Source organism: Rhodobacter sp. P2_H5, from assembly GCF_056403335.1.
This window is the reverse complement of record NZ_JBFUFS010000001.1, coordinates 87,510-110,290: the sequence shown is the minus strand read 5'-3', so window position 1 is coordinate 110,290 and position 22,781 is coordinate 87,510. Positions and strand designations below refer to the sequence as shown.

The window sequence follows — 22,781 nt, the reverse complement described above, 5'->3', positions numbered from 1 at the left end:
TTCTCAAGATTGGCAGAGTGCGGCGATGTCGGCGTCGATCTTGACCATCAAGGCCTCCATCCGGGTGATTTCGTCTTCGGTTTCCTGCAGGGCGGCGCGCAGGGCGGTGTCCTCGACATAGAGGGCGGCAAGCAGCGGGCTGTCGGCCTGCGCGGGGTCGCCTTCGGCCAGATCACGCTCGGCGGTCATGACCTCGATCTCTTTGCCGGCGACGCGCTGGCGGCGGCTCAGAAGCTTGGAGTTTTCCTGGCTCAGCAGAATCACCAGGGCGACCCGCAGTTTCTGCAACTCTCCCATCTTTCCTGAAAATGCCGCTGCATCAGCCACTTGAGTGCTCCATCCCCAGTTCGGTCCCCATTCGCAGATCCAAGGGTAACGGCGCGTGAAAAGATTGCGACAGAAACCCGCAACGTAAATTTCCGTTACATATTGTCGCAGTTCGTTACGGAAAATTATCCGTTTGGCCGCGCCGAACTTCCGGCCCTAGGTTTCCTCATCGAAGAAAAAAGACGGCTGCCGCCCAGATGCGGTGGTTCAAGAACGAAGGAAGGGAGGCCTGCGTTGCGACCGACATTCACATCCCGTGAAGCTGATCCGACGTGCTGGATGGCGGCGTCATGCCGTTCTCTGACCTTTGCCGACGGTCCTGCCCACATCAACCTTAACCAAAAAGGTGAGCAACAATGTCGACTCTGACACTCAACAAGATCACGGCGCAGAAGGGCATTTCGGTGGCCGAAGCCACCAGGAAATGCGCGGACCTGGGGTGGAATCCTTCCTATGTGCAGGAAGCGATGACCTATCCTTCGGATTACAAGATCACCAAGGCCCCCCGCGACCCGATGAAGCAGGTGCTGCGCTCCTACTTCTCGATGCAGGAGGAAAAGGACAACCGGGTTTATGGCGCGCTGGACGCCGCCCTTCGCGGTGACATGTTCCGCAATGTGGAGCCGCGCTGGGTCGAATGGATGAAGCTGTTCCTGGCGATCATCCCCTTCCCGGAAATCTCGGCCGCCCGTTCCATGGCCATGGTCAGCCGCCTGGCACCGGGCGAGGATCTGCGCACCGGCTTCACCATGCAGATGGTCGATGAATTCCGCCACTCCACCATTCAGATGAACCTGAAGAAGTGGTACATGGAAAACTACATCGACCCGGCCGGCTTTGACATTACCGAAGAAGCGTTCGGGAAGTGCTATGCCACCACCATCGGCCGCCAGTTCGGCGAAGGCTTCATCACCGGCGACGCGATGACCTCGGCCTGCATGTACCTGACCGTCGTGGCCGAAACCGCCTTCACCAACACGCTGTTCGTGGCCATGCCCTCCGAAGCCGCCCGCAATGGCGACTATGCTCTGCCGACCGTGTTCCTCTCGGTGCAGTCGGACGAAAGCCGCCACATCGGCAACGGCCACTCGCTGATGATGGCCGCGCTGAAAGAGCCCGAGAACCACCTGTTGATCGAACGCGACATGAAATATGCCTTCTGGCAGAACCATGCCATCGTCGACGCGGCCATCGGGACGTTCATCGAATACGGCACGACCGACCGCGACAAGAACAAGGAAAGCTATGCCGAGATGTGGCATCGCTGGGTCTACGAAGATTACTACCGCACCTACATGCTGCCGATGGAAAAGTACGGCATCAAGATCCACCATGATGACGTGACGGCGGCCTGGGAGCGGATCACCAAGAAGAACTACGTCCACAAGGTCGGGCAGTTCTTTGCGGTGGGCTGGCCGGTGAACTTCTGGCGCATCGAAGCCCAGACCGAGAAGGACTTCGAATGGTTCGAACACAAGTACCCGGGTTGGTACGCCGAGTTCGGTGAATTCTGGAAATGGTACGCCAAACTGTCCAAGCCCGGCCAGCAGGTCATCACCTTCAACCCGGATGTGGGCTATGTCTACCCGCACCGTTGCTGGTCTTGCCTGGTGCCCTGCCTGATCCGCGAGGATATGGTCACGGACACGATCAATGGCGAGCTGCACACCTTCGCCCATGAAATCGACCGCTGGACCGCGGTTGAGGCTTTCGCGGACGAATACCAGGGCCGCCCGACCCCGGCGATGGGCCGCTTCTCGGGCAAGCGGGAATGGGAGACGATCTATCACGGCGTCGACCTTGCCGATGCGATCGTGGACCTGAACTTTGTCCGCTCGGACGGCAAGACGCTGGTGCCGCAACCCCACCTGCGCTTTGACGACAAGGACATGTGGACGCTGGACCATGTGCGCGGCAATACGCTCGGCTCGCCCCTGATCACGCTGCGCGGCATGGATGAGGCCGCCCGCAAGGCGCACCTGGCGGAATACGCCAAGGGCTTCACCATCAACCCCTGCAACTGACCCCCGGAAGCTGAACCTCTGACTCTGGGCCGGATCTTCCGGCCCAGACCACCAAGAGCCGGCCCTTACGGGAGCCGGGTTGAAAGACATGGCCAAAAAAGGGGCTCACAGATGACAGAAACCTTCACCGTCAGGCTGGAACCCGTGGGCGTCGAATTTGACGTCGAAACCGGGGAAACCATCCTGAACGCCGCCTTCCGTCAGGGCATCTCGCTGCCGCACGGCTGCAAGGAGGGCCAATGTTCGGCCTGCAAATGCAACCTGCTGGAAGGTGACGTCGAACTGATGAAATACTCCACCTTCGCCCTGTCGGATGCCGAACGGGAGAATGGCGGGATCCTCTTGTGCCGGTCTCTGGCGCAGGAAGACCTGGTGATCGACCTGTTGAATTTCGATGAAGAGCTTTTGTCGAAATCCATCGCGGTCAAGGACTTCAAGGGGCGGATCACCGCAAAGTCGAACCTGACGCACGACATTCGTTCCATCGAGATCACACTGGAAACGCCGATCAAATTCTGGGCCGGACAATATGTCGACATCACCGTCAGGACCAAAGATGGGGAGGAGATTACGCGCTCGTTCTCCATGGCAAATACGCCGGACCAAGCCAAAAACCTGCGCTTCATCATCAAGAAATACCCCGACGGAAAGTTCTCCAATGAGCTCGACGCCGGAGGAATCGAAGTCGGCGCCAGCGTCTCCGTCCGCGGACCCTACGGCTCCTGCTTCCGCAGAGAAGGACGAGACGGACCCATAGTCCTGGTCGCCGCAGGCTCGGGCATGTCACCGATCTGGTCGATCCTGCATGACCATGTGGCCAGCGGCGAAAAGCGGCCCGTCTACTTCTTCTACGGCGCGCGGACCCAGGCCGATCTGTTCCACCTGCCGCAGATTGCCGCGATCACCGAAGCGCACCCGGAAGTCACCTTCATCCCGGTCCTGTCCCATGCCGGCGACGATCCGACCTGGAAGGGTGCGCAGGGCTTTGTCCACCAGGTCGTGGGCACCGAACTGAAACGCCTCGGGATCGAGGGCGGCGGCGATGCCTATGCCTGCGGCCCACCCCCGATGATCGACGCGCTGAGCCCGGTGCTCTTCATGCTCGACTTCGACCCGGACCGCACCTTCTACGACAAGTTCACGCCGTCCACCGCGCCGGCGCCGATCAAAGCACACTGACACCAAGGGGTTAGCCCCATCACCACAAGGGAGAGAGACATGGTTGCCACTTCAAGCTCGGTCGGTTCCGGCGCCGCAGGGGCCGCGATCTTCGCGGACAGCGAAAGCCGCCGCTACCGCTACTTTGAACCCCGCGCCAAGCGCGCCACCCATTACGAAGACGTGACGGTGGACGTGCAGCCCGATCCGGAGCGCTATCTGATCCAGAACTGGATCATCAACTTCTCCAACGGCAAGGGCGCCTACGAGAAGGACAACACCCATGCCAAAAGCTCGAACTGGCACGCCTTCCGCGCGCCGGATCAGGAATGGGAGCGCACCCATTACCAGCGCCAGTCCCGCATCGAGGTGATGGTGCAGGCCGTCATCGCCAATGGCCGCAAATCCGGCGCCCAGCATGTGTTCGACGCCGCCTGGGCCAAGACGCTGCAAGTGCATCTGGGGGCGTGGAAACATGCCGAATTCGGCCTTGGCACCAGCCTGATGCAAGCCCAGCGCTACGGCTATACCCAGATGATCAACAACGCGACGCTGACCAATTCCAGCTACAAGCTGCGGCTGGCGCAGGACATCACGCTCTATCTGGCCGAGATCGGCATGGACATGCCGGGTTGGGATGACGAGGCCGGCAAGACCGCTTGGCTGGAAGACCCGATGTGGCAAGGCACCCGCGAGGCCGTGGAGACCATCATGGGCTGCACCGACTATCTGGAGCAGTACTTTGCCATCAACCTGGTCTTCGAACCCCTGGTGGGCGAGCTGTTCCGCTCGGGCTTCCTGATGCAGTTCGGCGCGGCCAACAACGACTTCATGACGCCCTCGGTGATTGCGGCGGCGGAAGGCGACTACGAACGCAACCTCGCCAACACGATCGACCTGATGTGGCTTCTGGCCAATGACGAAAAGTTCGGCGCCCAGAACCGTGCCCTGTTCCAGGGTTGGGTGAAGAAGCACGCGGCGCTGGCCGACACGGCCGCCAAGCTTCTGCAGCCGATCTGGTCCAAGCCGCATTCCAAGCCGGTCAGCTTCGAAGAGGCGCGTGCCGTGTCCGAAGAACGTTTCGCCAAGATCCTTGGCGAACTTGCCCTGTCCCGCTGACCAGTTCCGCTGAAAGGAAAACCCATGTCCACGGTTGCACGCGACAATTCGCACGACAACATCTTCAAGTCGATGAAGGACATCACGTTTGAAAAAACCGTGTCCCATCAATGCGGCGTCACCATGTCGGATTCGGTCGAGGCCCGCGCCATCGCCGAATTCATGGACCAGAAGCCGGGGGTGACGGTCACCTACAACCCCGCGCTGATCCGCATCGACGGCTCGGGCAAGCTGATCTTCAAGATGGACGAGATCAGCGAATTTCTCGGCCGCGAGATGACGGCCGAACTGTTCGAGGTGAACTCCTCCACCCACTACGGCCGCATGGTCAGGATCGACGACAACACCGTGATCCTGTTCGGCGACATGAACGAAATGCTCGAATTCATCTGACCCGGCCCCCGGGCGCGGGGGAGGCTCCCCCCTCGCGCCCCTCTTTCCAAACCCATCCGAAAGGCATCCCAGATGTTTGTAACCCCTGAAGGCAAAGAGATCTTCGTTCTCGACGGCCACACCCATTTCTGGGACGGCAGCCCCGAAAACCAGAAGAACATCCACGGCAAGCAGTTCATCGACTGCTTTTACGCCTACCACACCGGCCTCTCGCCCAAGGAGCTGCTGTGGGAGAAGTCGAAGTTCGAGAAATACTCGGCCGACGATCTCTACAACGACCTGTTCATCGACGGGCCGGATGACATGGCGATCCTGAATTCGACCTATCTGTCGGACTTCTACAAGACCGGCTTCAACAACATCGAACGCAACATGTCGGTGGCCAAGAAGTTCCCGAACCGCTTCATCGTGAACGGCGCCTTCGACCCGCGCGATGGCGAGAAGGCCCTGGAATACATCCACTTCATGAAAGAGACCTACGACATCAAGGGCGTGAAGATGTACACGGCCGAATGGAACGGCTCTTCCAAGGGCTGGCGGCTGAACGACCCGGACGCTTACAAGTGCTTCGAGCTTTGCGACAAGCTCGGCATCAAGAACATCCATGTCCACAAGGGCCCGACGATCATCCCGCTGAACAAGGATGCGTTTGACGTGCATGACGTGGACTATGCCGCGACCGATTTCCAGAACCTGAACTGGATCGTCGAACACTGCGGGCTGCCGCGTCTGGACGACTTCTGCTGGATCGCGACGCAGGAAACCAACGTTTACGCCGGTCTGGCCGTGGCCCTGCCCTTCATCCATTCGCGCCCGCGCTACTTTGGCGAGATCATTTCCGAACTCTTGTTCTGGCTTGGACCTGAGAAGATCATGTTCGGTTCCGACTATGCGATCTGGACGCCGAAATGGCTGGTCGAAAAGCTTTGGGCCTTCCAGATCCCGGAGGATATCTCGGCCGAACGCGCCGGCGTGCAGCTGACCGACGAGATCAAGGAGAAGATCCTCGGCCTCAACATGGCGCGGCTCTACAACATCGACGTGGCGGCGAAGAAGGCAGAGCTTGCCGCCAGCCCGCTGTCGATCGCGGCGGAGTAAGCCCATGACCGCGCCCCTTTTGGACGACGCCCAGTTGAACCAGGTATGGGCGCGGCTGGATCTGGTGATGGACCCCGAGCTGGATGAACCCGTGACCGACATGGGCTTCATCGAGGCGGTATCCGTCACCAGCCAGGGCCAGAACTCGGCCACGGTGCAGGTCAGCTTCCGGCTGCCGACCTATTGGTGCTCGCCCAACTTCGCCTTCCTGATGGCCGAGGATATCAAGCGCCAGGTCGAGGTTCTGCCCTGGGTGGCCCAGGCCGTGGTCACCCTGCACGACCACATGGCGGCGGAGGAGATGAACGCCGCCATCAACGCCGGCGCCAGCTTCGGCTCGGTCTTTGCCGATCTGCACCCGGATGAGGACCTGAGTGCTTTGCGCGAGAAGTTCGACATCAAGGCGTTTCAGCGCCGGCAGGAAAGCGTGATCAAGGCCCTGATTGCGATGGGGTTCCTGCCCGCCGAAGTCATAGCCATGCCGCGCGCCCTGCTGGAGGCTACGGACCTTTCTGACCCGGAAGCCGCCCGGCAGAAGGTCCGCTACCTCGCCATCCTCAGCCAGAAGGGGCTGTCGCCCCTGCCGCAGGACCTGGCCTTCCCGACCTACCAGGGCGATCCCATCACCGACTACCCCGCCTATATGGGCCATCTGCGTTCGGTCCGGATCAACATGGAGTTTTCCGGCTCGCTCTGCCGGGGGCTGAAACGCTCGCGCTACATGGAGGCTGACCTGTCGGGCGAGGTGCCCGTTCTGGTCGATTTCACCACCCCTGCCCCTGCTCACGCCTGCCGCTGACAGGCGATCCCAAAAACACTGCAAACACCGGCTTTGGCCGAAGGAGGAACTATGCCCAAGATCATGATCCACGGCAACGACGCCCGCCGCGCTCTGGCACATGGCGTGCAGAAGCTGTCCGCCGCCGTTGAATCCACCCTCGGCCCGATGGGCATGAACGCGATGATCGACCGGCCGATGGGCACGCCTCTGATCAGCCGCGATGGCGTCTCGATCGCCTCGGAGATCGAGCTTTTCGACCGGTTCGAGAACATGGGCGCCCAGGTGGTGCGCGAGGTCTCGATGCAGACGAACGAGGTTGCGGGCGACGGCACCACGACCTCGATCGTGCTGGCCAATGGCATGATCCAGTCAGGCACCATCCTGATCGACAAGGGGGCCAAGCCGGTCGAACTGTGCCGGGGGATTTCCCTTGCGGTGGAGGCCACGACCCGCGCCCTGCGCGCCGTGGCCAAACCGGTCAAGGATCATGCGGCGCTGTCGGCGGTGGCGAGGATCTCCGCCTCGGATGCCGATCTGGGCGGGCTGGTGGCCGAAGCCTTCCGCCGTGTCGGCGCGCAAGGCGTGATCACCACCGACTACGGCACCGGCAACCAATCCACCCTGCAGGTGGTCGATGGCATGGCCTTTGACCGCGGCTATGTCTCGCACCACATGGTCACCGATCTGGAGGCGATGCGGGCCGTCGTCCACAAGCCCTATATTGTGCTGACCGACATCAAGCTGAAGAGCCCAAGCCAGCTGGACGCCGCCAAGGCCATCGCCGCCGAGGACAACCGCCCCCTCGTCATCGTCGCCGAGGAAATCGCGCCGGAGGTTCTGCTGACCCTTCTGGGCAAGGATGGCCCCGGCAAGTTCCTCGTCGTGCATCCGCCGGAATTCGGCCATTGGCGCCGCAACATGATGGAGGATCTGGCGATCCTGACCGGCGGCAAGGTCCTCGCCCGCGATCTGGGCGACAGTCTGGAGGCGATCACCAAGCTGGACCTCGGCAGCGCCGAACGGGTCGAGGCGACCCATACCGACACGATGATCATCCGCGGCAACGGCGACCCGCAGGCGATTGCGGCGCGGCGGGCGCAGGTGCAGCGGCTTTATGAAATCGCCCCGCCCAACATCGACAAGGACAAGCTGCAGGAACGCCTGGCCAAGCTTTGCGGCGGCACGGCGACCATTCTTGCCGGCGGCGTGACCCCGGTCGAACAGAAGCGCACCATCCAGCTGATCGAAGACGCGCTGAACGCGGTACGGGCGGCTTCGGAAGAGGGCGTTCTGGTCGGCGGCGGCGTGGCGCTGGCCCGCATCGCCCCCGCACTGGCCGACCTTGCCAAGACCGAACAGGGCGATGTGCGCAAGGGCATCGAACTGGTGCAATCCGTCCTGACCCTGCCCCTGGCCCGCATCGCCTTCAACGCCGGGGCCGAGCCCAACGACGTGGTCCGCAAGGTCTGCGCCCTGCATGGCGACCACGGCTTCAACGCGGCAACCGGCGCTTATGAGGATCTGATGCAATCGGGCGTGATCGATCCGGTCCGCGTCACCTGTTCCGCCCTGATGAACGCAGGCTCCGTCGCCACCCTGATCCTGACGACCGAAACCCTGATCGCCGATTTGGCCGAGGACGAGGACCCCACCGCCGGCGGCGCCCTGGGGGGCGGCGCAGAGAAACTCGGTCGCAAATAACCAATTCAGGAAAGGGCGCGCCATGAAAGCCGCAAGACTTTACGAATACGACCCGACGATGAACGTCCAGCTGAAGATCGAGAACGTCAAAGCCCCGACCATCATGGGCCCCAATGATGTGATCGTGAAGGTCGGCGCCGCGGGCCTCTGCCGCACCGATCTGCACATCATCGAAGGCGTCTGGAAGGATATCATGGATCAGGGCGGCAACCTTCTGCCCTATATCATGGGGCATGAAAACGCCGGCTGGGTCGAAGATGTCGGCTCCGGCGTCACCTCGGTCAAGCCGGGCGATACGGTGATCTGCCACCCGCACCGGACCTGCGGCATCTGCCTGTCCTGCCGTTACGGCGACGACATGCATTGCGAGCACAGCCTGTTTCCGGGCCTTGGGCTGGACGGCGGTTTTGCCGAGTATTTCCTGACCTCGGAACGTTCGCTGATCAAGCTGAACCCCAATATCACCCCCTTGGACGTGGCGCCGATGGCCGACGCCGGGATCACCGCCTACCGCGCGGCCAAGAAGGCCGCCAAGGGGCTGCGGCCGGGGGCCTATTGCGTGATCGTGGGGGTCGGCGGTCTGGGCCATATCGCCTTGCAATGCCTCCATGAAATCTCGGGCTGCCGGATCATCGCGGTGGACCGCGAACCGGCCGCGCGCCAGCTCTGCAAGGAATTGGGGGCTGATTTCGTGCTGGATGGCGGCCCGAATGTGGTGGAGGAGATCAAGTCGATCACCGGCGGCGGCGCCCAGGTGGTGATGGATTTCGTCGGCGAGCTGGGTGTCGAAAACCTCTGCTGGAAGATGGTCCGCCCGGGTGGCGAGCTGATCATGATCGGCTATGGCGGCAAGATCGAGGTGCCGACCGCGCATCTGGTGATCAACGAAATCAACATCGGCGGCTCCCTTGTCGGCAACTACACCGAACTGGTGGAGCTGATGGAGCTGAACGCCGATGGCAAGGTCAAGATGCACTATGCCCAGTACAGCCTCGACAACATCAATCAGGCGCTGGACGATTTCAAGAACCGCCGCTTTACCGGACGTGGGGTGATCGTACCGTAAGGGCGAAACCGCAAGGGAAATCAAAGGGGAGCGAGATCACTCGCCCCCCTTTGCTTTGTCAGCCGTGGCCCGCGATCTTCGCCCCCGGCGTCAGCCCGGCCACCCGCTCCACGATGCTGCGGGTGTCGATGCCGAAATGGCGGTAAAGGTCGCCGATCGTGCCGGTCTGGCCGAAATGCTCGACCCCCAGCGAGACGGTCCGATGCCCGCGCACCCCGCCAAGCCAGGCGAGCGTCGCAGGATGGCCGTCGATCACCGTCACCAAGGTGCAATGCGGCGGCAGATCGGCCAGAAGCCGTTCGGCCTGCGACAGGGCCGCCGGATTGCCCCGCGCCCGGGCGCGCTGTGCCGCTGTCCAGCCCGCGTTCAGCCGGTCGGCCGAGGTGACGGCCAGCACGCCGACATCACGCCGCCCTTCGGCGATGAGGCCCGCCGCGCGGATCGCCTCGGGTGCGACGACGCCCTGATAGGCGATCACCACGTCGCAATTCGGCCCCGGCTTGCGCAGCCAATAGGCGCCGTCGATGGCGCCCTGCCGGAAGGCCTCGTCAGCGCGCTTGCCCGGCTGCTCGATGGGATTGGTCGACAGGCGCAGATAGACCGAACCGCCGGTCTCGTCGCGCAGCCAGGTCCGCTCATCCGGGTCCGCATCGCCATCGCGTTGCAGATAGTCGAAGGCCCAGGCCATGATGACCTCCAACTCATCGGCAAAGGCCGGTTCAAAGGCGGCAAGCCCATCCTGCGCCATGCCGATCAACGGGGCAGAGATCGACTGATGCGCCCCACCCTCCGGCGCCAGCGTCACGCCGGAGGGGGTGCCGACGATCATGAAGCGGGCATCCTGATAGCAGGCGTAGTTCAAGGCATCCAAACCCCGCGCCACGAAAGGGTCATAGACCGTGCCAATCGGGATCAGCCTTTTGCCGAACAGCGAATGCGCCAGACCTGCCGCGCCGAGCAGCAGGAACAGGTTCATCTCGGCAATCCCCAGCTCGATATGCTGGCCTTCCGGGGTGAATTCCCATTTCGCGGTGGAGGGGATCTTTTCATCCAGAAAGGTATCCGCCTGCGCCTTGCGGGCAAAGAGTTTGCGGCGATTGACCCACGGCCCAAGGTTGGTGGTGCCCGTCACATCGGGCGAGGTGGTGACGATCCGCGCGGCCAGCGCCGAATCCCCCTTCGACAGATCATCGAGAATCTTGCCAAAGGCCATCTGGGTCGAGATATCCCGCTCGGCCCCGGTCGAAAGCGCGGGGACCGGCAGCTTGGCATCCTGCCACCGCCGTGGGTATTTGGCGAAGAACGGCGCGCGGGCCAGGAAATCCTTCAGGCCAGCGACATCCGCCACGCCAGCGAAAGGTTCCCACTCCTGCCCCTCGGGAATGCCCATATGGGCCTGCCATTCGGCCATCTGCGCCTTGGTCATCAGCCCACCATGGTTGTCCTTGTGGCCGGCAATCGGGGTGCCCCAGCCCTTGATCGTATAGGCGAGAAAGCAGGTCGGGCGGTCGTGGTCCACCGCGGCAAACACTTCGGCCATGGTCTCCACGCAATTGCCGCCGAGGTTTTCCATCAACTCTGCCAGCTCAGCATCGCTGCGCCGCGCGATGAGGGCGCTGACCGGGCCCTGATCGCCCAGATCCTCCAGCAGCCGCGCCCGCCAGACCGCGCCGCCCATATAGGTCAGCGCGGAATAAAGCTGGTTCGGGCAGGCGTCGATCCAGTCCCGCAGGGCGGCCCCGCCCGGCTCGGCAAAGGCCGCGCGCTGCAGGGCGCCGTGCTTGATGCGCACGACGTCCCAGCCGAAGGCGTCAAAGATCTTCTCGACCCGCTGGAACAGGCCTTCCCGCACGATGCCGTCCAGCGATTGCCGGTTGTAATCGATCACCCACCAGGTGTTGCGCAGGTCGTTCTTCCAGCCCTCTTGCAGGCATTCGTAGATGTTGCCCTCGTCGAGTTCGGCATCGCCCACCAGCGCCACCATCCGGCCCAGGGGCAGATCGCCACCCCAGGACTTGGCCGCGATGTAATCCTGCACGATCGAGGCAAAAGAGGTGATCGCCACGCCGAGGCCGACCGAGCCGGTCGAGAAATCCACGTCATCGGTGTCTTTCGTCCGGCTCGGGTAGCTTTGCACGCCGTGATAGCCGCGGAAATTCTCCATCTTTTCGCGGCTCAGATGTCCCATCAGATACTGGATCGCGTGAAACACCGGCGAGGCATGCGGCTTGACCGCCACCCGGTCCTCAGGCCGCAGGGCGGAGAAATAGAGCGCCGCCATGGTCGAGACCAGCGAGGCGGAAGAGGCCTGATGCCCGCCCACCTTGATGCCATCCACCTTGGGGCGGATGTGGTTGGCGTGGTGGATCATCCAGTGCGACAACCAGAGCAGGCGCTGTTCGATGGTCTTGAGATGGGTCATGACGGGCTTTCCGAATGTGCTGGGGATGATGCAGGATATCGCCAAGGATCGGGTGAAACCCGGCGTTCTCTGGTGCCCTCCGGATGAAATTGAGCGGAAGGCAGCAAGAATCCGGCCGATATTGGCGGATGCCGCTAAGGGTCTTTCTCGAGGACCGAAGGGATCCCGGGCTGGATATGAGACCGATCGATATGGCGCTCCATGATCTGCGCCGCCTCTTCCGTCTGGCCCGAGAGCAGCGTCTCGACAATCGCCCCATGCTCCTGCCAGACCGGAGCGGCCGCGGCGGTATCGCGCAACACCTCGGCCATGGCGCGGCGGAGGTGGTGCCAGTTGGTTTTCATCGCGGCCTGGATGACGGGATTGCCGCTCCACGCGTAGATCATTTCGTGGAAAAGGACATCGGCCTGCACCAGTTCGGCCAGATGCCCACGCTCGACCGCCCTTTGCCCCAGCTTCAGAACCCGCGCCGCCTCCTTGCGGTGGTGGTCGTTCAGGGCGCGGCCGGCGAGACGGACGGCAAAGGGCTCCACGACCCGGCGGTATTCGTGAATGGCGCGGAGCAGCCCGGCGTCGATTCGCGTGACGACAACGCTGCGCCGACCGGTGTCCTCCACAAGCCCCTGCGCTTTCAGGATCGCGATGGCGCTGTTGACCGGCTGGCGCGACACCTTCAGCCGGGCCGCGATCTCGTCCTGATTGAGCCGGGCACCGGGGGAAAGCTCGCCACTGCAGATGGCATGGGCCAGGATGTCATAGGCCTCTTCGACCAGGGACCGCTTGGGCTTTACCGCTTCCATGGCCGGCTCCTTCGCATCGGGGGACTGGCAGACTTGTCACGTCACGGGCAGAGGCGTAGTCTCGGATCTGCATCTCGCATACGAAATGCAAAGCAGTGACTCGCTGCGGAGGTTTTCGCGTCTTTGGCAGCGAGCGGTTTCGGGGAGGAAATCGGATGTGCCAAGTTTTCGCCGGGCAAGACCCGCAGAGCTATGCCTGCACCACGCGCAGATTGCGCCTGAACGGTCAAAGCACCAGCATCCGTTTGGAGAATGAATTCTGGGGCGTTCTGGACATCATTTCCCGCAATGACGGCATGACAACCCCGGCCTTCATTTCAAAGTTGCATTCCGAAGTGCTGCAATTGCGCGGTGAACCGGAGAATTTTACCTCGCTCTTGCGCTGTGCCTGCCTGAAATTCATGGAAATGTCTCCGGCTCAAACAGCGATGGCGGTCGCTGCGGAATAAACGGGCCGATGGGTGGTCTGATGATGCCCGTCAAAGAATCGCAAGGGTAGTACGTCCATACTACCAGCCGCTTCCGCCGCAAACTTAGCCTTGTCTTGCGGGCATGCAGGGAGGGCACTATGGCCAAGACCATACATTCGATGATCCGGGTTCTTGAGGAGGAGCGTTCGGTTCATTTCTACCAGAAGGCCTTTGGCCTGTCCGTGGCGGACCGTCTCGACTTCACGGGGTTCACGCTCGTCTACCTGAGCAATCCCGAAAGCAGCTTCGAGCTTGAGCTGACAATCAACAAAGGCCGGACCGAGCCCTACAATCTGGGCGACGGCTACGGCCATCTTGCGGTGTCGGTCGATGACCTTGACGCGGAACACGCCCGCTTTGAGGCCGAGGGGTTGGCCCCCCGCAAGCTCGTGGCCTTCAGTCCCGACGGCACACTCGTCGCACGCTTCTTTTTCGTAGCCGATCCAGATGGTTACCAGATCGAGGTGCTGGAGCGGTCCGGTCGTTTCAAATGATGATCCAGGGAGGATGAGATATGCTAGACAAGGCAAGCCCGAAGGGGCTGACGCGCCGCCAGCTGTTATCACGCGCAACGGCCGTCGGGGCGACATTTGTGATCGGGGCCGGGTTCATGGCGGCGCCCGATGCGGCTTGGGCGGTGGAAACCACGGCGCTGAAACCCGAAACCCTCGCGACGCTGGTGCAGATGGCGCGGGATATCTACCCGCATGACAAGATCGCGGACGAGTTTTACGTCATTGCCGTCAAGGGCTATGACACCGCCGAAGCCGCGCCCGGAATTGAGGCCGGAATTGCCGCGCTGAATGCGGCGGCCGTTGGCAAGGGATTTGCCAGCTATTCCGCCACAGGTTGGGAAAGCGACCGCGTCGAGATTCTGCGTGGCATGGAGAAGAGCGCCTTCTTCCAGCAAATCCGCGGCGGGCTTGTGACCGGTCTTTATAATCAAAAGGCGGTCTGGCCGATATTTGGCTATGAGGGCGAAAGCTTCTCGAAGGGCGGTTATATCAACCGCGGCTTCAACGACATCAACTGGCTGTAAGGGAGAACGGATATGGTTGCGAAATTCGACCTGACAGACAATTCCGTTGTCGTGATCATCGGCACCGGCGCAGGTGGCGGCACTTTGGCCAACGAGCTGGCGCAAAAGGGCATCAAGGTGGTCTCGCTGGAAGCCGGCGGGCGCTATCTGCCGGAAGATTACATCAACGACGAATGGGAGAGCTTTGGCCAACTGGCCTGGCTCGACAAGCGCACCACAAGCGGCGATTGGCGCGTGGCGCATGACTTCTCTGGCCTGCCGGCCTGGATCGTGAAGGCGGTCGGCGGCACGACAACCCACTGGGCCGGCGCCTCCTTGCGGTTTCAGGATCATGAGTGGAAGCCCCTGACCAACTATGGCCCGGTCGATGGCGCCAACCTGATCGACTGGCCGATCGACGCCGCCGAAATGGCGCCGTGGTACGAGAAGGCCGAAGAGAAGATGGGCGTCACCCGCACCGGCAAGCGCCCCGGCCTGCCCGGCAACAACAATTACAAGGTGCTGGAAAAGGGCGCTTTGGCAGTCGGCTACACCAAGGTCCACACCGGCCGCATGGCAATCCAGTCCGACGATTCAGGCAATCGCACCTCCTGCCAGCAGACCGGCTTCTGCTTTCAGGGCTGCAAATGGGGCGCCAAATGGTCGACCGCCTATACCGAGATCCCGGATGGCGAGGCGACCGGCAATCTGGAGGTGCGCGAGCATTCCCACGTCGCCAAGATCAACCATGACGACAAGGGCAAGGTGACTGGCGTCACCTATTTCGACAAGGATGGGAAATCGCAGACCCAGGCGGCGCGGATCGTCTGTGTCGCGGGCAACTCGATCGAAAGCCCGCGTCTCTTGCTGAACTCGGCGTCCGAGATGTTCCCGGATGGCCTCGCCAACTCCTCCGGTCAGGTCGGGCGCAACTACATGCGGCATGTCACCGGCTCGGTCTATGGGGTCTTTGACAAGCCGGTGAAGATGTGGCGCGGCACGACGATGGCCGGGATCATCCAGGACGAGGCGCATCTCGACCCCTCACGCGGATTCGTCGGCGGGTACGAGATGGAGACGCTCTCGCTCGGCCTGCCCTTCATGGCCGCCTTCCTCGACCCCGGCAGCTGGGGCCGCGAGTTCACCACCGCGCTCGACAGCTATGAGAACATGGCGGGCATGTGGATCGTGGGCGAGGATATGCCGCAGGAAACCAACCGCGTCACCGTCAACAAGGACAAGCTGGACCAGTTCGGCCTGCCCTCGCCCAATGTCAACTTCTCGGACCACCCGAACGACGTGGCGATGCGCAACCATGCCTACAAGCGCGGGGCCGATATCTACAAGGCCGTGGGGGCAACCCGGATCTTCCCGACGCCGCCCTATCCGTCGACCCACAACCTCGGCACCAACCGGATGTCGGAAAATCCGCGCGACGGGGTGGTGAACAAATGGGGTCAAACCCATGATATCGCCAACCTTTTCATCTCGGACGGCTCGCAGTTCACCAGCGGCGCGWCAGAGAACCCGACGCTGACCATCGTCTCGCTGGCGATCCGGCAGGCCGATCATATCGCCTCCGAAATGGCCAAGGGCACGATCTGAGCCCAGGGGCGCAGAAAGAACGGCCGGGCGGCATTCCTTGCAGGGATGCCGCCCGAAACTGTATCACGCCAGTGCGGCTGTGCGCTTCGGCTCGGGCTTGGCGATGGTCAGGATGGAAAGTGCTGCGATCAGGCACAGGATCCCGGCGGCAAACAGCGCAGGCATATAGGTGTCAAACCCGGTGCGAACCGCCCCCGCGACAAAGGCGGCCGAGGCGGCACCCAATTGGTGGCCCATGAAGACCCAGCCGAAGACCAAAGGCGCGCGTTCCGGCCCGAAGCGTTCTGCGGCGAGCTTCACCGTGGGCGGCACGGTGGCGACCCAATCAAGCCCGTAGAAGACCGCAAAGACCGACAGCTCCGCGATCGAAAAGCTGCTGAACGGCAGATAGATCAGCGACAGCCCGCGAAGCCCGTAAAAGCAGAACAGAAGCCAGCGGTTGTCATAGCGGTCCGACAGCCAGCCGGAGGAGATGGTGCCGATCAGGTCAAACACCCCGATCACCGCCAGAAGCCCCGCCGCCCCCACCGCCGCAATGCCAAAGTCGCCGCAGATCGAGATCCAGTGCATCTGGATCAGGCCATTGGTGCTGAAACCGCAGACGAAGAAGGTGAAGAACAGCACCCAGAACACCATGCTCCGCGACGCCTCGGCCAGGGCGCGGAGGGGTTGCAGGACCAGCGCCCCAAGGCTCGCCGCGCGAACCGGGGCCGGGGTGATCGCCGTCTCGCCAAAGCGCGGCAGGCCGAGGTCTGCGGGGCGATCGCGCATGAAAAGCAGGATCAGCAGCACGGTTGCCAGAAGGAAGCCGACCAGAACCGTCAGCGCCGTGCGCCACCCCACCGCCTCGGTCACCGCAGCCAGCATCGGCAGGAAGATCAGCGAGCCCGTCGCATTGGCTGCCGTCATCAACCCGACCACCAGCCCGCGCCGCGCGGCAAACCAGCGCGTCGCCACCGTGGCGCCCAGCACCAGCGCCGTCATGCCTGTGCCCACCCCGATCACCACACCCCACAACGCGATCAACTGCCAAAGCTGCGTCATGAAGAACGAGCCGATGACCCCGGTCATGATCAGCGCCAGCGCAAAGGAAGCGACCTTGCGGATGCCCCATTGGTTCATGAAGACCGCCGCAAAGGGCCCGAGCACGCCGTAAAGCACCAGCCGCACCGCCAGCGCGGTGGAGATCTGCTCGGTGGTCCAGCCGAACTCTTTTTCCAGCGGCTGGATCAGCACCCCGGCAGAGCCCATCGCCCCGGCAGTGGCCAGCATCGTCAGAAAGGTCACGCCGGCGACCACCCAGCCGTAGTGGATGCGACGGGCGGCCAGCGCCCTCGATAGAGGTTGTGCGATCATCGGTGGTCCTCTGCCCTATAATGTCTGCATATGCTTATATTGCGGCATACACCAGCATATGCTATCACTTCAAGAACAATCCGAAGGGGGACGCGATGGCCGATCAGGGCAGCAGGGGCGTGAAATGCTATGCGACGGCGCTGCGCAAGGCCTCTCGGCTGATGTCGCAGGCCTATGATGCGGCTTTGGACGGCAGCGGCATCAAGACAACCCAACGCGCCATCCTCGCCACGCTGGAGCGTGACGGGCCAATGACCGTGGGCGCGCTGGCCCAGGTGATGGTGATGGACCCCGGTGGTCTGGCCCACACGCTGAAACCCTTGATCCGCGACGGGTTGGCGGTGACCTCGGTCGACCCGGACGACAAGCGCAACCGGCTGATTGAAGCCACGGCAGAGGGCATCCGGCGCCTGCGCGCTTCGGATCAAGGGTTTGCCGCGGCGCAGACCCGGTTTGAACAGGCTTTTGGCGCGGAAGAGGCCGCCCGCCTGCGCGCGGCGCTGAATCTCCTGATCTCCGAACCGGTCCAGCAGGCGCTGCGGGGCTGATCGGCCAAAGCCTTGCAAATGGGCATCCGGGCGAGCCGTGCGAGAAAGCCACCTTTGCCTTGGTCCGTATCCTTGGCATTGCCGCGAAAGCTGGTGCATCCTTGGCCGGGCCAGCAAATCCGCAGGGACCCCATGCCTCCGACACCCTCTCACAGCCAGATCTTCGACAACGCCCGCCTGCCGGATGGCTCTCTGGTCCGAATTACGGTGGAGGCCGGGCGCTTCGCCGCCTTGGCGCCGATGCAAGGGGCGACTGTCGTCGAAGGCACGCAGGATCTGGCCGCAGCACTTGTCCTGCCCGCCTTTGTCGAAGGGCATATCCACCTCGACACCAGCTTCTGGGGTGACAAGTGGATCCCGCATCAGCCCTGCACCGCAGGTTTTGATGTGCGCGAAAGGGTGGCGTTTCAGGCACAGAACATCGCGAAGGCCGCACCCATGCAGGACCGCGCCCGCGCCCAGCTGGAGCTTTGCCTTGCCAATGGCTCCACCGTGATCCGCAGCCATGTGATGGTCTCGGCCGAGGTCGGCCTGTCGCATGTCGAGGCGGTTCTGGCCGTGCGCGAGGAATACCGCGGCCGCGCCGAGGTGCAGCTTGTGGCCTTCCCGCAAAGTGGCATCCTCTCCAGCCCCGGCACCGGTGCCCTGCTGGATGCGGCGCTGGGCGCGGGATGTGATCTGATCGGCGGGCTGGACCCGGGGTCGTTTGACCGCGACATCGCCGGGCATCTGGATGTGGTCTTTGGCCTGGCCGAGAAGCACGGCTGCGGCATCGACGTCCATCTGCATGACCATGGCTCGCTTGGCATCTATCAGATCGAGGACATCGCGCGGCGGTCTCGCGCCGCCGGGATGCAGGGTCGGGTGGCGATCAGCCATGCCTATGCGCTGGGCGAGGTCGATGCCGACACGCTGGCGCGCACCGCCGCGACCTTGGTTGCGGGCGGCGTGGCGATCATGACCAACGCGCCCGGCTCGCATCCCTTCCCGCCGGTCAAACCGCTGAGCCGCGCCGGGGTCACGGTCTTCTCCGGCAGCGACAATATCCGTGACAGCTGGTGGCCTTACGGCGATGGCGACATGCTGGGGCGGGCCATGCTGATCGGCTATTGCTCGGGTTTTTACGAGGATGCCGAGCTGGAGCTGGCCTTCGATTGCGTGACAAGCGCGGGGGCCAAGGCGCTGGGTCTGGGCGCCCACGGTCTGACGCCCGGCGCGCCCGCCGATTTCGTGGCGCTTGACGCCGCCCATATCCCGCAAGCCGTGGTCACCCCGCACAGATCCCGCCGGGTCTTCAAAGCCGGGCGGCTGGTGGCAGAGGATGGCAAGGTCTTGGCCCCGTGAGTGACTTTCTGCTGACCAACCTGTCCCTGCCGGGCCGCGAGGGTCTGTGGGACATGGCCATCGGTGCGGGCCGCATCGCCGGGATCGAGCGCCGCATCGAGGCCGACCTGCCCCGCCAGGATGCGATGGGCTGTTTCGCCTTCCCGGGCTATGTCGACGCCCATATCCACCTCGACAAGGCGCATATTCTTGACCGCTGCGACATGACGGCCCCCAGCCTCGCCTCTGCCGTGCGCGAAACCGCCCGCGTCAAGGCCGGGGCGAGCGCCGAAGACGTCTACGCCCGCGCCGCCCGCGTGGTCGAGGCCGCCATCCTGCACGGCACCACACTGATGCGCAGCTTTGTCGAACTGGACCCCCGCGCCGGCATGCGCGGGTTCGAGGCGCTCACCCGGATCAAGCGTGACTATGCCCATGCCATCGAAATCCAGATCTGCGCCTTCGCCCAAGAGGGCCTGACCAACGAGCCCGAGACCGAGGGCCTGCTGATCCAGGCGCTGGAGGCCGGGGCCGATCTGGTCGGTGGCTGCTCCTACCGCGACCCCGACCCCGTGGCGCATATCGAGCGGATCTTTCAACTGGCCAAACGCTACGGGGTAGATGCCGATTTTCACATCGACTTCGACCTGAACCCCGAAGGCGGCGATCTGCCCGCGCTGATCGCCGCCACTAAGGCGCATGGCTACCAAGGCCGGGTTGTTGCGGGCCATGTCACCAATCTGTCGGCGATGGCGCCCGATAGGGTCGAGAGCCTCGGTCGGACGCTGGCCGAGGCGGGGATTGCCGTGGTGGCGCTTCCGGCAACCGACCTTTTCCTTCTGGGGCGGGAGGCCGACCGGCTGATCCCGCGCGGCGTGGCGCCTTTGGGGCGACTGGCTGCGCTGGGCGTGGGCGTGGCGGTCGCCACCAACAATGTGATGAATCCCTTCACGCCCTATGGCGATGCCAATGTGCTGCGGATGGCCAATCTTTACGCCAATCTCGGCCATTTCGCCGCGCCGCAGGATCTGAACGCCTGCTTTGCCATGGTGGCCGAAGGGGCCGGCGCCATGATCGGCAAGCCCCGCGCTCTCACTCCCGGTGCCAGCGCAGATTTCGTTCTGGTCGAGGCGCCGGACCCCGCCGCCGCCGTCCGCACCCTCGCTCCGGCGCGGGCGGGCTGGCGTGCCGGCACGCCCACCTTCACGCGGCCTGCGGCAACGCTGTCGCAAAGCCGCGCCACCGCTTGACTTCACGGCCAAGCCCTGACGCACTGCGGCAGAAGCCAAGACCAGAGGCGAGATGGAGAAGACCGAGAGCCGCCCCTATTACCTGATCGTCCAGGATTGGCTGGCCGAGAACATCGCGCGTGGCACGCTGCCCGCCGGGGCGCGGCTGACGGTGGCCGGCGTGGCGCAGAGGCTTGCGGTCAGCCGCTCGCCGGTGATGCGGGCGATGGAAAATCTGGTGGCGAGCCGGACCCTGACGCCGCAGGGCCGGGCAGGTTATCTGGTTGGCCCCGAACCCGTCGATGGTGCGGGTCCGGGGCGGGCCGAGGTGCTGAACCTTTTCTCCCTCCCCGTCAGCCTGCCAGAAACGGATGACCTGCTGAACGCCCCGCCGGAATGGGAGCGGGTTCTGGCCGAGGTCGCCGTGGCGGTGGAAACCTCCATTCCCTTTGGCATCTACCAGATTTCCGAAAGTGCGATGTGCGAGCATTTTGCCGTCAGCCGCACCGTGACGCGTGAGGTTCTGGCCCGGCTGCACGAACGCGGCTCAATCCTGAAGGACCGCGGCGCGCATTGGACGGCGGGGCCCTTGTCGGCCCGTGCCCTGGACGAACAGCACGAGGTGCGTCGCCTGCTGGAACCGGCCGCGCTGCAAAAAGCCGCCCCGCTTCTGGCCCGCGCTGCCTTGGCCGAGATGTCAGCCCGGCTGGATGCCGCGGCGGCGGTCGGGCCGACGATCCCGCCCGATGTGATGGCGGCACTTGAGGCCGATCTGCACGACACCTGCCTTGCGACCCAACCCAACCGGCGGATCGGCGGGCTGATCGCGCAGGTGCAAAGCGCCCGGGTGGTGAACCGGCTTTTCGCCACCCATGTCGTCCAGCATGACGAGACCGACCTTCTGGCCGAACACCGCCTTGTGCTGGCACATCTGCGGCTGGGCGATGCCGCAGGTGCCGCCGGGGCGCTGCGCTTTCACCTTGACGCCGACCACGACCGCACCCGCGACCGGCTGAAGGTCCTGTCGGTCTTTGCCGACCCTTCGGTGGCGCCCTATCTCGTCCGGGTGTTCTGACATGCCCGCCCGCCCCCCGAAACTCCGCGTCCTTGGAAGGTCGGAACTGATCACACTGCCGATCCGCAAGCAGGCCCAGGCCGATCTGGGCTTTCCGATCGAGTTCGAGATGGTCGACAGCATCGAGGGCCTGCAGCGTGTGATCACAAGGCCCGACAGTTTTGACCTGTATCATCAATGGCATACCGTCGACCTGACCTGGACCGCCCGCTGCATCCAGCCGATCCAGCTGGACCGGCTGACCCATGGCGCCGAAATCCTGCAGACCGTGCGCGGCAAATCCGGCCCAAGCCGGGCCATCGACACCGTCTTTGACCGGCTGTTCGTGCAGGAGGACGGTCGCCTTGGCCCCGCGCCTACGGCCGAGCTGTCGATGCTGCCCTTGCTGCACGGGGTCGACAGCTTTGCCTATGGCGCGCGCCTGCGCGGCCTGATCGGGGATGAGGCCGAAAGCTGGGGCTGGCTTCTGGACCCGCGCCTGAAAGGCCACGTCGCGCTGATCAATGACCCGGTCCTCGGCATGATCGAGGCCGCCCTCGCGGTCGAGGCCGAACGCGGCGCCGCCTTCGCCAATATCGGCAACCTCACGCTGGAAGAAGTGGACGAGGTGGCCGAGGCGCTGATTTCGCGCAAGCGGCTGGGCCATTTCCGCGGCTTCTGGAACTCGGTCGAGGACTCGGTGCGCCTGATCTCCAAGGGCGTGCTGATCGCCTCGGTCTTCTCGCCCGCCGTGGCGCAGCTGCGCAGCAAGGGGGCGAAGATCACGGTGTCGACGCCGGTCGAGGGCTGTCGCGGCTGGCATGCCGACCTCTGCCTCTCTGCGGCCTGCGAGGGAGAGCAGCGCGACATGGCCTATGCCTATCTCAACTGGTGGATGCAGGGCTGGGCCGGCGCCTCTGCCGCACGGCAGGGCTATTACGCGACCTTTCCGGCCCGGGTGCAGGCCCATCTGGAGCCCGGCGAATGGGACTACTGGTACGAAGGCCAGCCCGCGCCCCATCCGCTGAAGGACCCCTATGGCCGGATCTCGATCCCGGCTGGCCATCTACGCGAGGGCGGATCGCACCGCGACCGGATGAGCCGAGCCCGGGTCTGGAACAGTTTCATGGACGAACACACCCATGTCGTCCGGCGCTGGCGCGAGTTTCTTTCCGCCTGAATTTTGAATCCATAGTGCATTTACATGGGATGTTTTCAGAGGCTCTGCATCGGCTGCACCACATTCAGAGTGCCTATTGATCAAGAATTCACCGTCATTGCGAATCACC

The 22,781-nt window shown here is 63.5% G+C and carries 21 protein-coding genes; 17 read left to right on the top strand and 4 right to left on the bottom strand.

Going from position 1 to position 22,781, the window contains the following annotated elements; genetic code table 11:
- Positions 1-3 precede the first annotated feature (3 nt).
- Positions 4-288, bottom strand: a complete 285-nt coding sequence (locus AC1DVR_RS00545; protein ID WP_477998560.1) for a hypothetical protein — start codon at positions 286-288, stop codon at positions 4-6.
- Positions 289-683: 395 nt separating this feature from the next.
- On the opposite strand from AC1DVR_RS00545, the gene AC1DVR_RS00540 reads away from it, so the two are divergent.
- The 8 genes from AC1DVR_RS00540 to AC1DVR_RS00505 all read left to right on the top strand — a co-directional run bounded on the left by AC1DVR_RS00540 (position 684) and on the right by AC1DVR_RS00505 (position 9,667).
- On the top strand, positions 684-2,351 hold the full coding sequence (locus tag AC1DVR_RS00540; protein WP_477998559.1) for an aromatic/alkene/methane monooxygenase hydroxylase/oxygenase subunit alpha: 1,668 nt from the start codon (positions 684-686) through the stop codon (positions 2,349-2,351).
- A gap of 111 nt (positions 2,352-2,462) precedes the next feature.
- Positions 2,463-3,530 (top strand): 2Fe-2S iron-sulfur cluster-binding protein, encoded by a 1,068-nt coding sequence (locus AC1DVR_RS00535; protein WP_477998558.1) that lies wholly within the window; start codon positions 2,463-2,465, stop codon positions 3,528-3,530.
- A 39-nt stretch (positions 3,531-3,569) separates the two neighbouring features.
- Positions 3,570-4,628, top strand: coding sequence for an aromatic/alkene monooxygenase hydroxylase subunit beta (locus AC1DVR_RS00530; protein WP_477998557.1), 1,059 nt, complete (start codon positions 3,570-3,572; stop codon positions 4,626-4,628).
- Positions 4,629-4,652: 24 nt separating this feature from the next.
- Positions 4,653-5,021 carry an MmoB/DmpM family protein gene (locus tag AC1DVR_RS00525; RefSeq protein ID WP_477998556.1) on the top strand — a complete coding sequence of 123 codons (369 nt, stop codon included), beginning with the start codon at positions 4,653-4,655 and terminating at the stop codon, positions 5,019-5,021.
- A 72-nt stretch (positions 5,022-5,093) separates the two neighbouring features.
- Positions 5,094-6,119 (top strand): amidohydrolase family protein, encoded by a 1,026-nt coding sequence (locus AC1DVR_RS00520; RefSeq protein WP_477998555.1) that lies wholly within the window; start codon positions 5,094-5,096, stop codon positions 6,117-6,119.
- 4 nt (positions 6,120-6,123) lie between these two features.
- Complete coding sequence (locus AC1DVR_RS00515; RefSeq protein ID WP_477998554.1) at positions 6,124-6,918, top strand: iron-sulfur cluster assembly protein; 795 nt, start codon at positions 6,124-6,126, stop codon at positions 6,916-6,918.
- Positions 6,919-6,969: 51 nt separating this feature from the next.
- The gene (gene groEL, locus AC1DVR_RS00510; protein ID WP_477998553.1) at positions 6,970-8,601 is read left to right on the top strand and encodes a chaperonin GroEL; all 1,632 of its coding nucleotides are present in this window, start codon (positions 6,970-6,972) and stop codon (positions 8,599-8,601) included.
- 22 nt (positions 8,602-8,623) lie between these two features.
- The gene (locus tag AC1DVR_RS00505) at positions 8,624-9,667 is read left to right on the top strand and encodes an NAD(P)-dependent alcohol dehydrogenase (RefSeq protein ID WP_477998552.1); all 1,044 of its coding nucleotides are present in this window, start codon (positions 8,624-8,626) and stop codon (positions 9,665-9,667) included.
- 58 nt (positions 9,668-9,725) lie between these two features.
- Here AC1DVR_RS00505 and AC1DVR_RS00500 read toward each other — a convergent pair whose 3' ends face one another.
- Complete coding sequence (locus AC1DVR_RS00500) at positions 9,726-12,089, bottom strand: transketolase (RefSeq protein WP_477998551.1); 2,364 nt, start codon at positions 12,087-12,089, stop codon at positions 9,726-9,728.
- A gap of 134 nt (positions 12,090-12,223) precedes the next feature.
- A complete protein-coding gene (locus AC1DVR_RS00495) occupies positions 12,224-12,889 on the bottom strand; it encodes a GntR family transcriptional regulator (RefSeq protein ID WP_477998550.1) in 666 nt (221 codons plus the stop codon).
- Between the two features lie 155 nt (positions 12,890-13,044).
- On the opposite strand from AC1DVR_RS00495, the gene AC1DVR_RS00490 reads away from it, so the two are divergent.
- From AC1DVR_RS00490 to AC1DVR_RS00475, 4 genes are all read left to right on the top strand, one after another.
- On the top strand, positions 13,045-13,338 hold the full coding sequence (locus AC1DVR_RS00490; protein WP_477998549.1) for a ribbon-helix-helix domain-containing protein: 294 nt from the start codon (positions 13,045-13,047) through the stop codon (positions 13,336-13,338).
- A 119-nt stretch (positions 13,339-13,457) separates the two neighbouring features.
- The gene (locus tag AC1DVR_RS00485) at positions 13,458-13,853 is read left to right on the top strand and encodes a VOC family protein (RefSeq protein WP_477998548.1); all 396 of its coding nucleotides are present in this window, start codon (positions 13,458-13,460) and stop codon (positions 13,851-13,853) included.
- A gap of 20 nt (positions 13,854-13,873) precedes the next feature.
- Positions 13,874-14,398, top strand: a complete 525-nt coding sequence (locus tag AC1DVR_RS00480; RefSeq protein WP_477998547.1) for a Twin-arginine translocation pathway signal — start codon at positions 13,874-13,876, stop codon at positions 14,396-14,398.
- Positions 14,399-14,410: 12 nt separating this feature from the next.
- Positions 14,411-15,982 carry a GMC family oxidoreductase gene (locus AC1DVR_RS00475; RefSeq protein WP_477998546.1) on the top strand — a complete coding sequence of 524 codons (1,572 nt, stop codon included), beginning with the start codon at positions 14,411-14,413 and terminating at the stop codon, positions 15,980-15,982.
- A gap of 63 nt (positions 15,983-16,045) precedes the next feature.
- Here AC1DVR_RS00475 and AC1DVR_RS00470 read toward each other — a convergent pair whose 3' ends face one another.
- Entirely contained in the window at positions 16,046-17,338 is a 1,293-nt protein-coding gene (locus AC1DVR_RS00470) for an MFS transporter (RefSeq protein WP_477998545.1), read from the bottom strand.
- Positions 17,339-17,433: 95 nt separating this feature from the next.
- Between AC1DVR_RS00470 and AC1DVR_RS00465 the strand changes: the two genes are divergently transcribed.
- The 5 genes from AC1DVR_RS00465 (at position 17,434) to AC1DVR_RS00445 (ending at position 22,672) form a co-directional block, all read left to right on the top strand.
- Entirely contained in the window at positions 17,434-17,886 is a 453-nt protein-coding gene (locus AC1DVR_RS00465) for a MarR family winged helix-turn-helix transcriptional regulator (RefSeq protein WP_477998544.1), read from the top strand.
- Between the two features lie 132 nt (positions 17,887-18,018).
- Complete coding sequence (locus AC1DVR_RS00460) at positions 18,019-19,230, top strand: amidohydrolase family protein (RefSeq protein WP_477998543.1); 1,212 nt, start codon at positions 18,019-18,021, stop codon at positions 19,228-19,230.
- Positions 19,227-20,459 carry an amidohydrolase family protein gene (locus AC1DVR_RS00455; RefSeq protein ID WP_477998542.1) on the top strand — a complete coding sequence of 411 codons (1,233 nt, stop codon included), beginning with the start codon at positions 19,227-19,229 and terminating at the stop codon, positions 20,457-20,459. The genes AC1DVR_RS00460 and AC1DVR_RS00455 overlap by 4 nt, the downstream gene beginning before the upstream one ends.
- A gap of 52 nt (positions 20,460-20,511) precedes the next feature.
- Entirely contained in the window at positions 20,512-21,513 is a 1,002-nt protein-coding gene (locus tag AC1DVR_RS00450) for a GntR family transcriptional regulator (RefSeq protein ID WP_477998541.1), read from the top strand.
- A gap of 1 nt (position 21,514) precedes the next feature.
- Positions 21,515-22,672 (top strand): ABC transporter substrate-binding protein, encoded by a 1,158-nt coding sequence (locus tag AC1DVR_RS00445; protein WP_477998540.1) that lies wholly within the window; start codon positions 21,515-21,517, stop codon positions 22,670-22,672.
- The last annotated feature ends 109 nt before the right edge of the window (positions 22,673-22,781 follow it).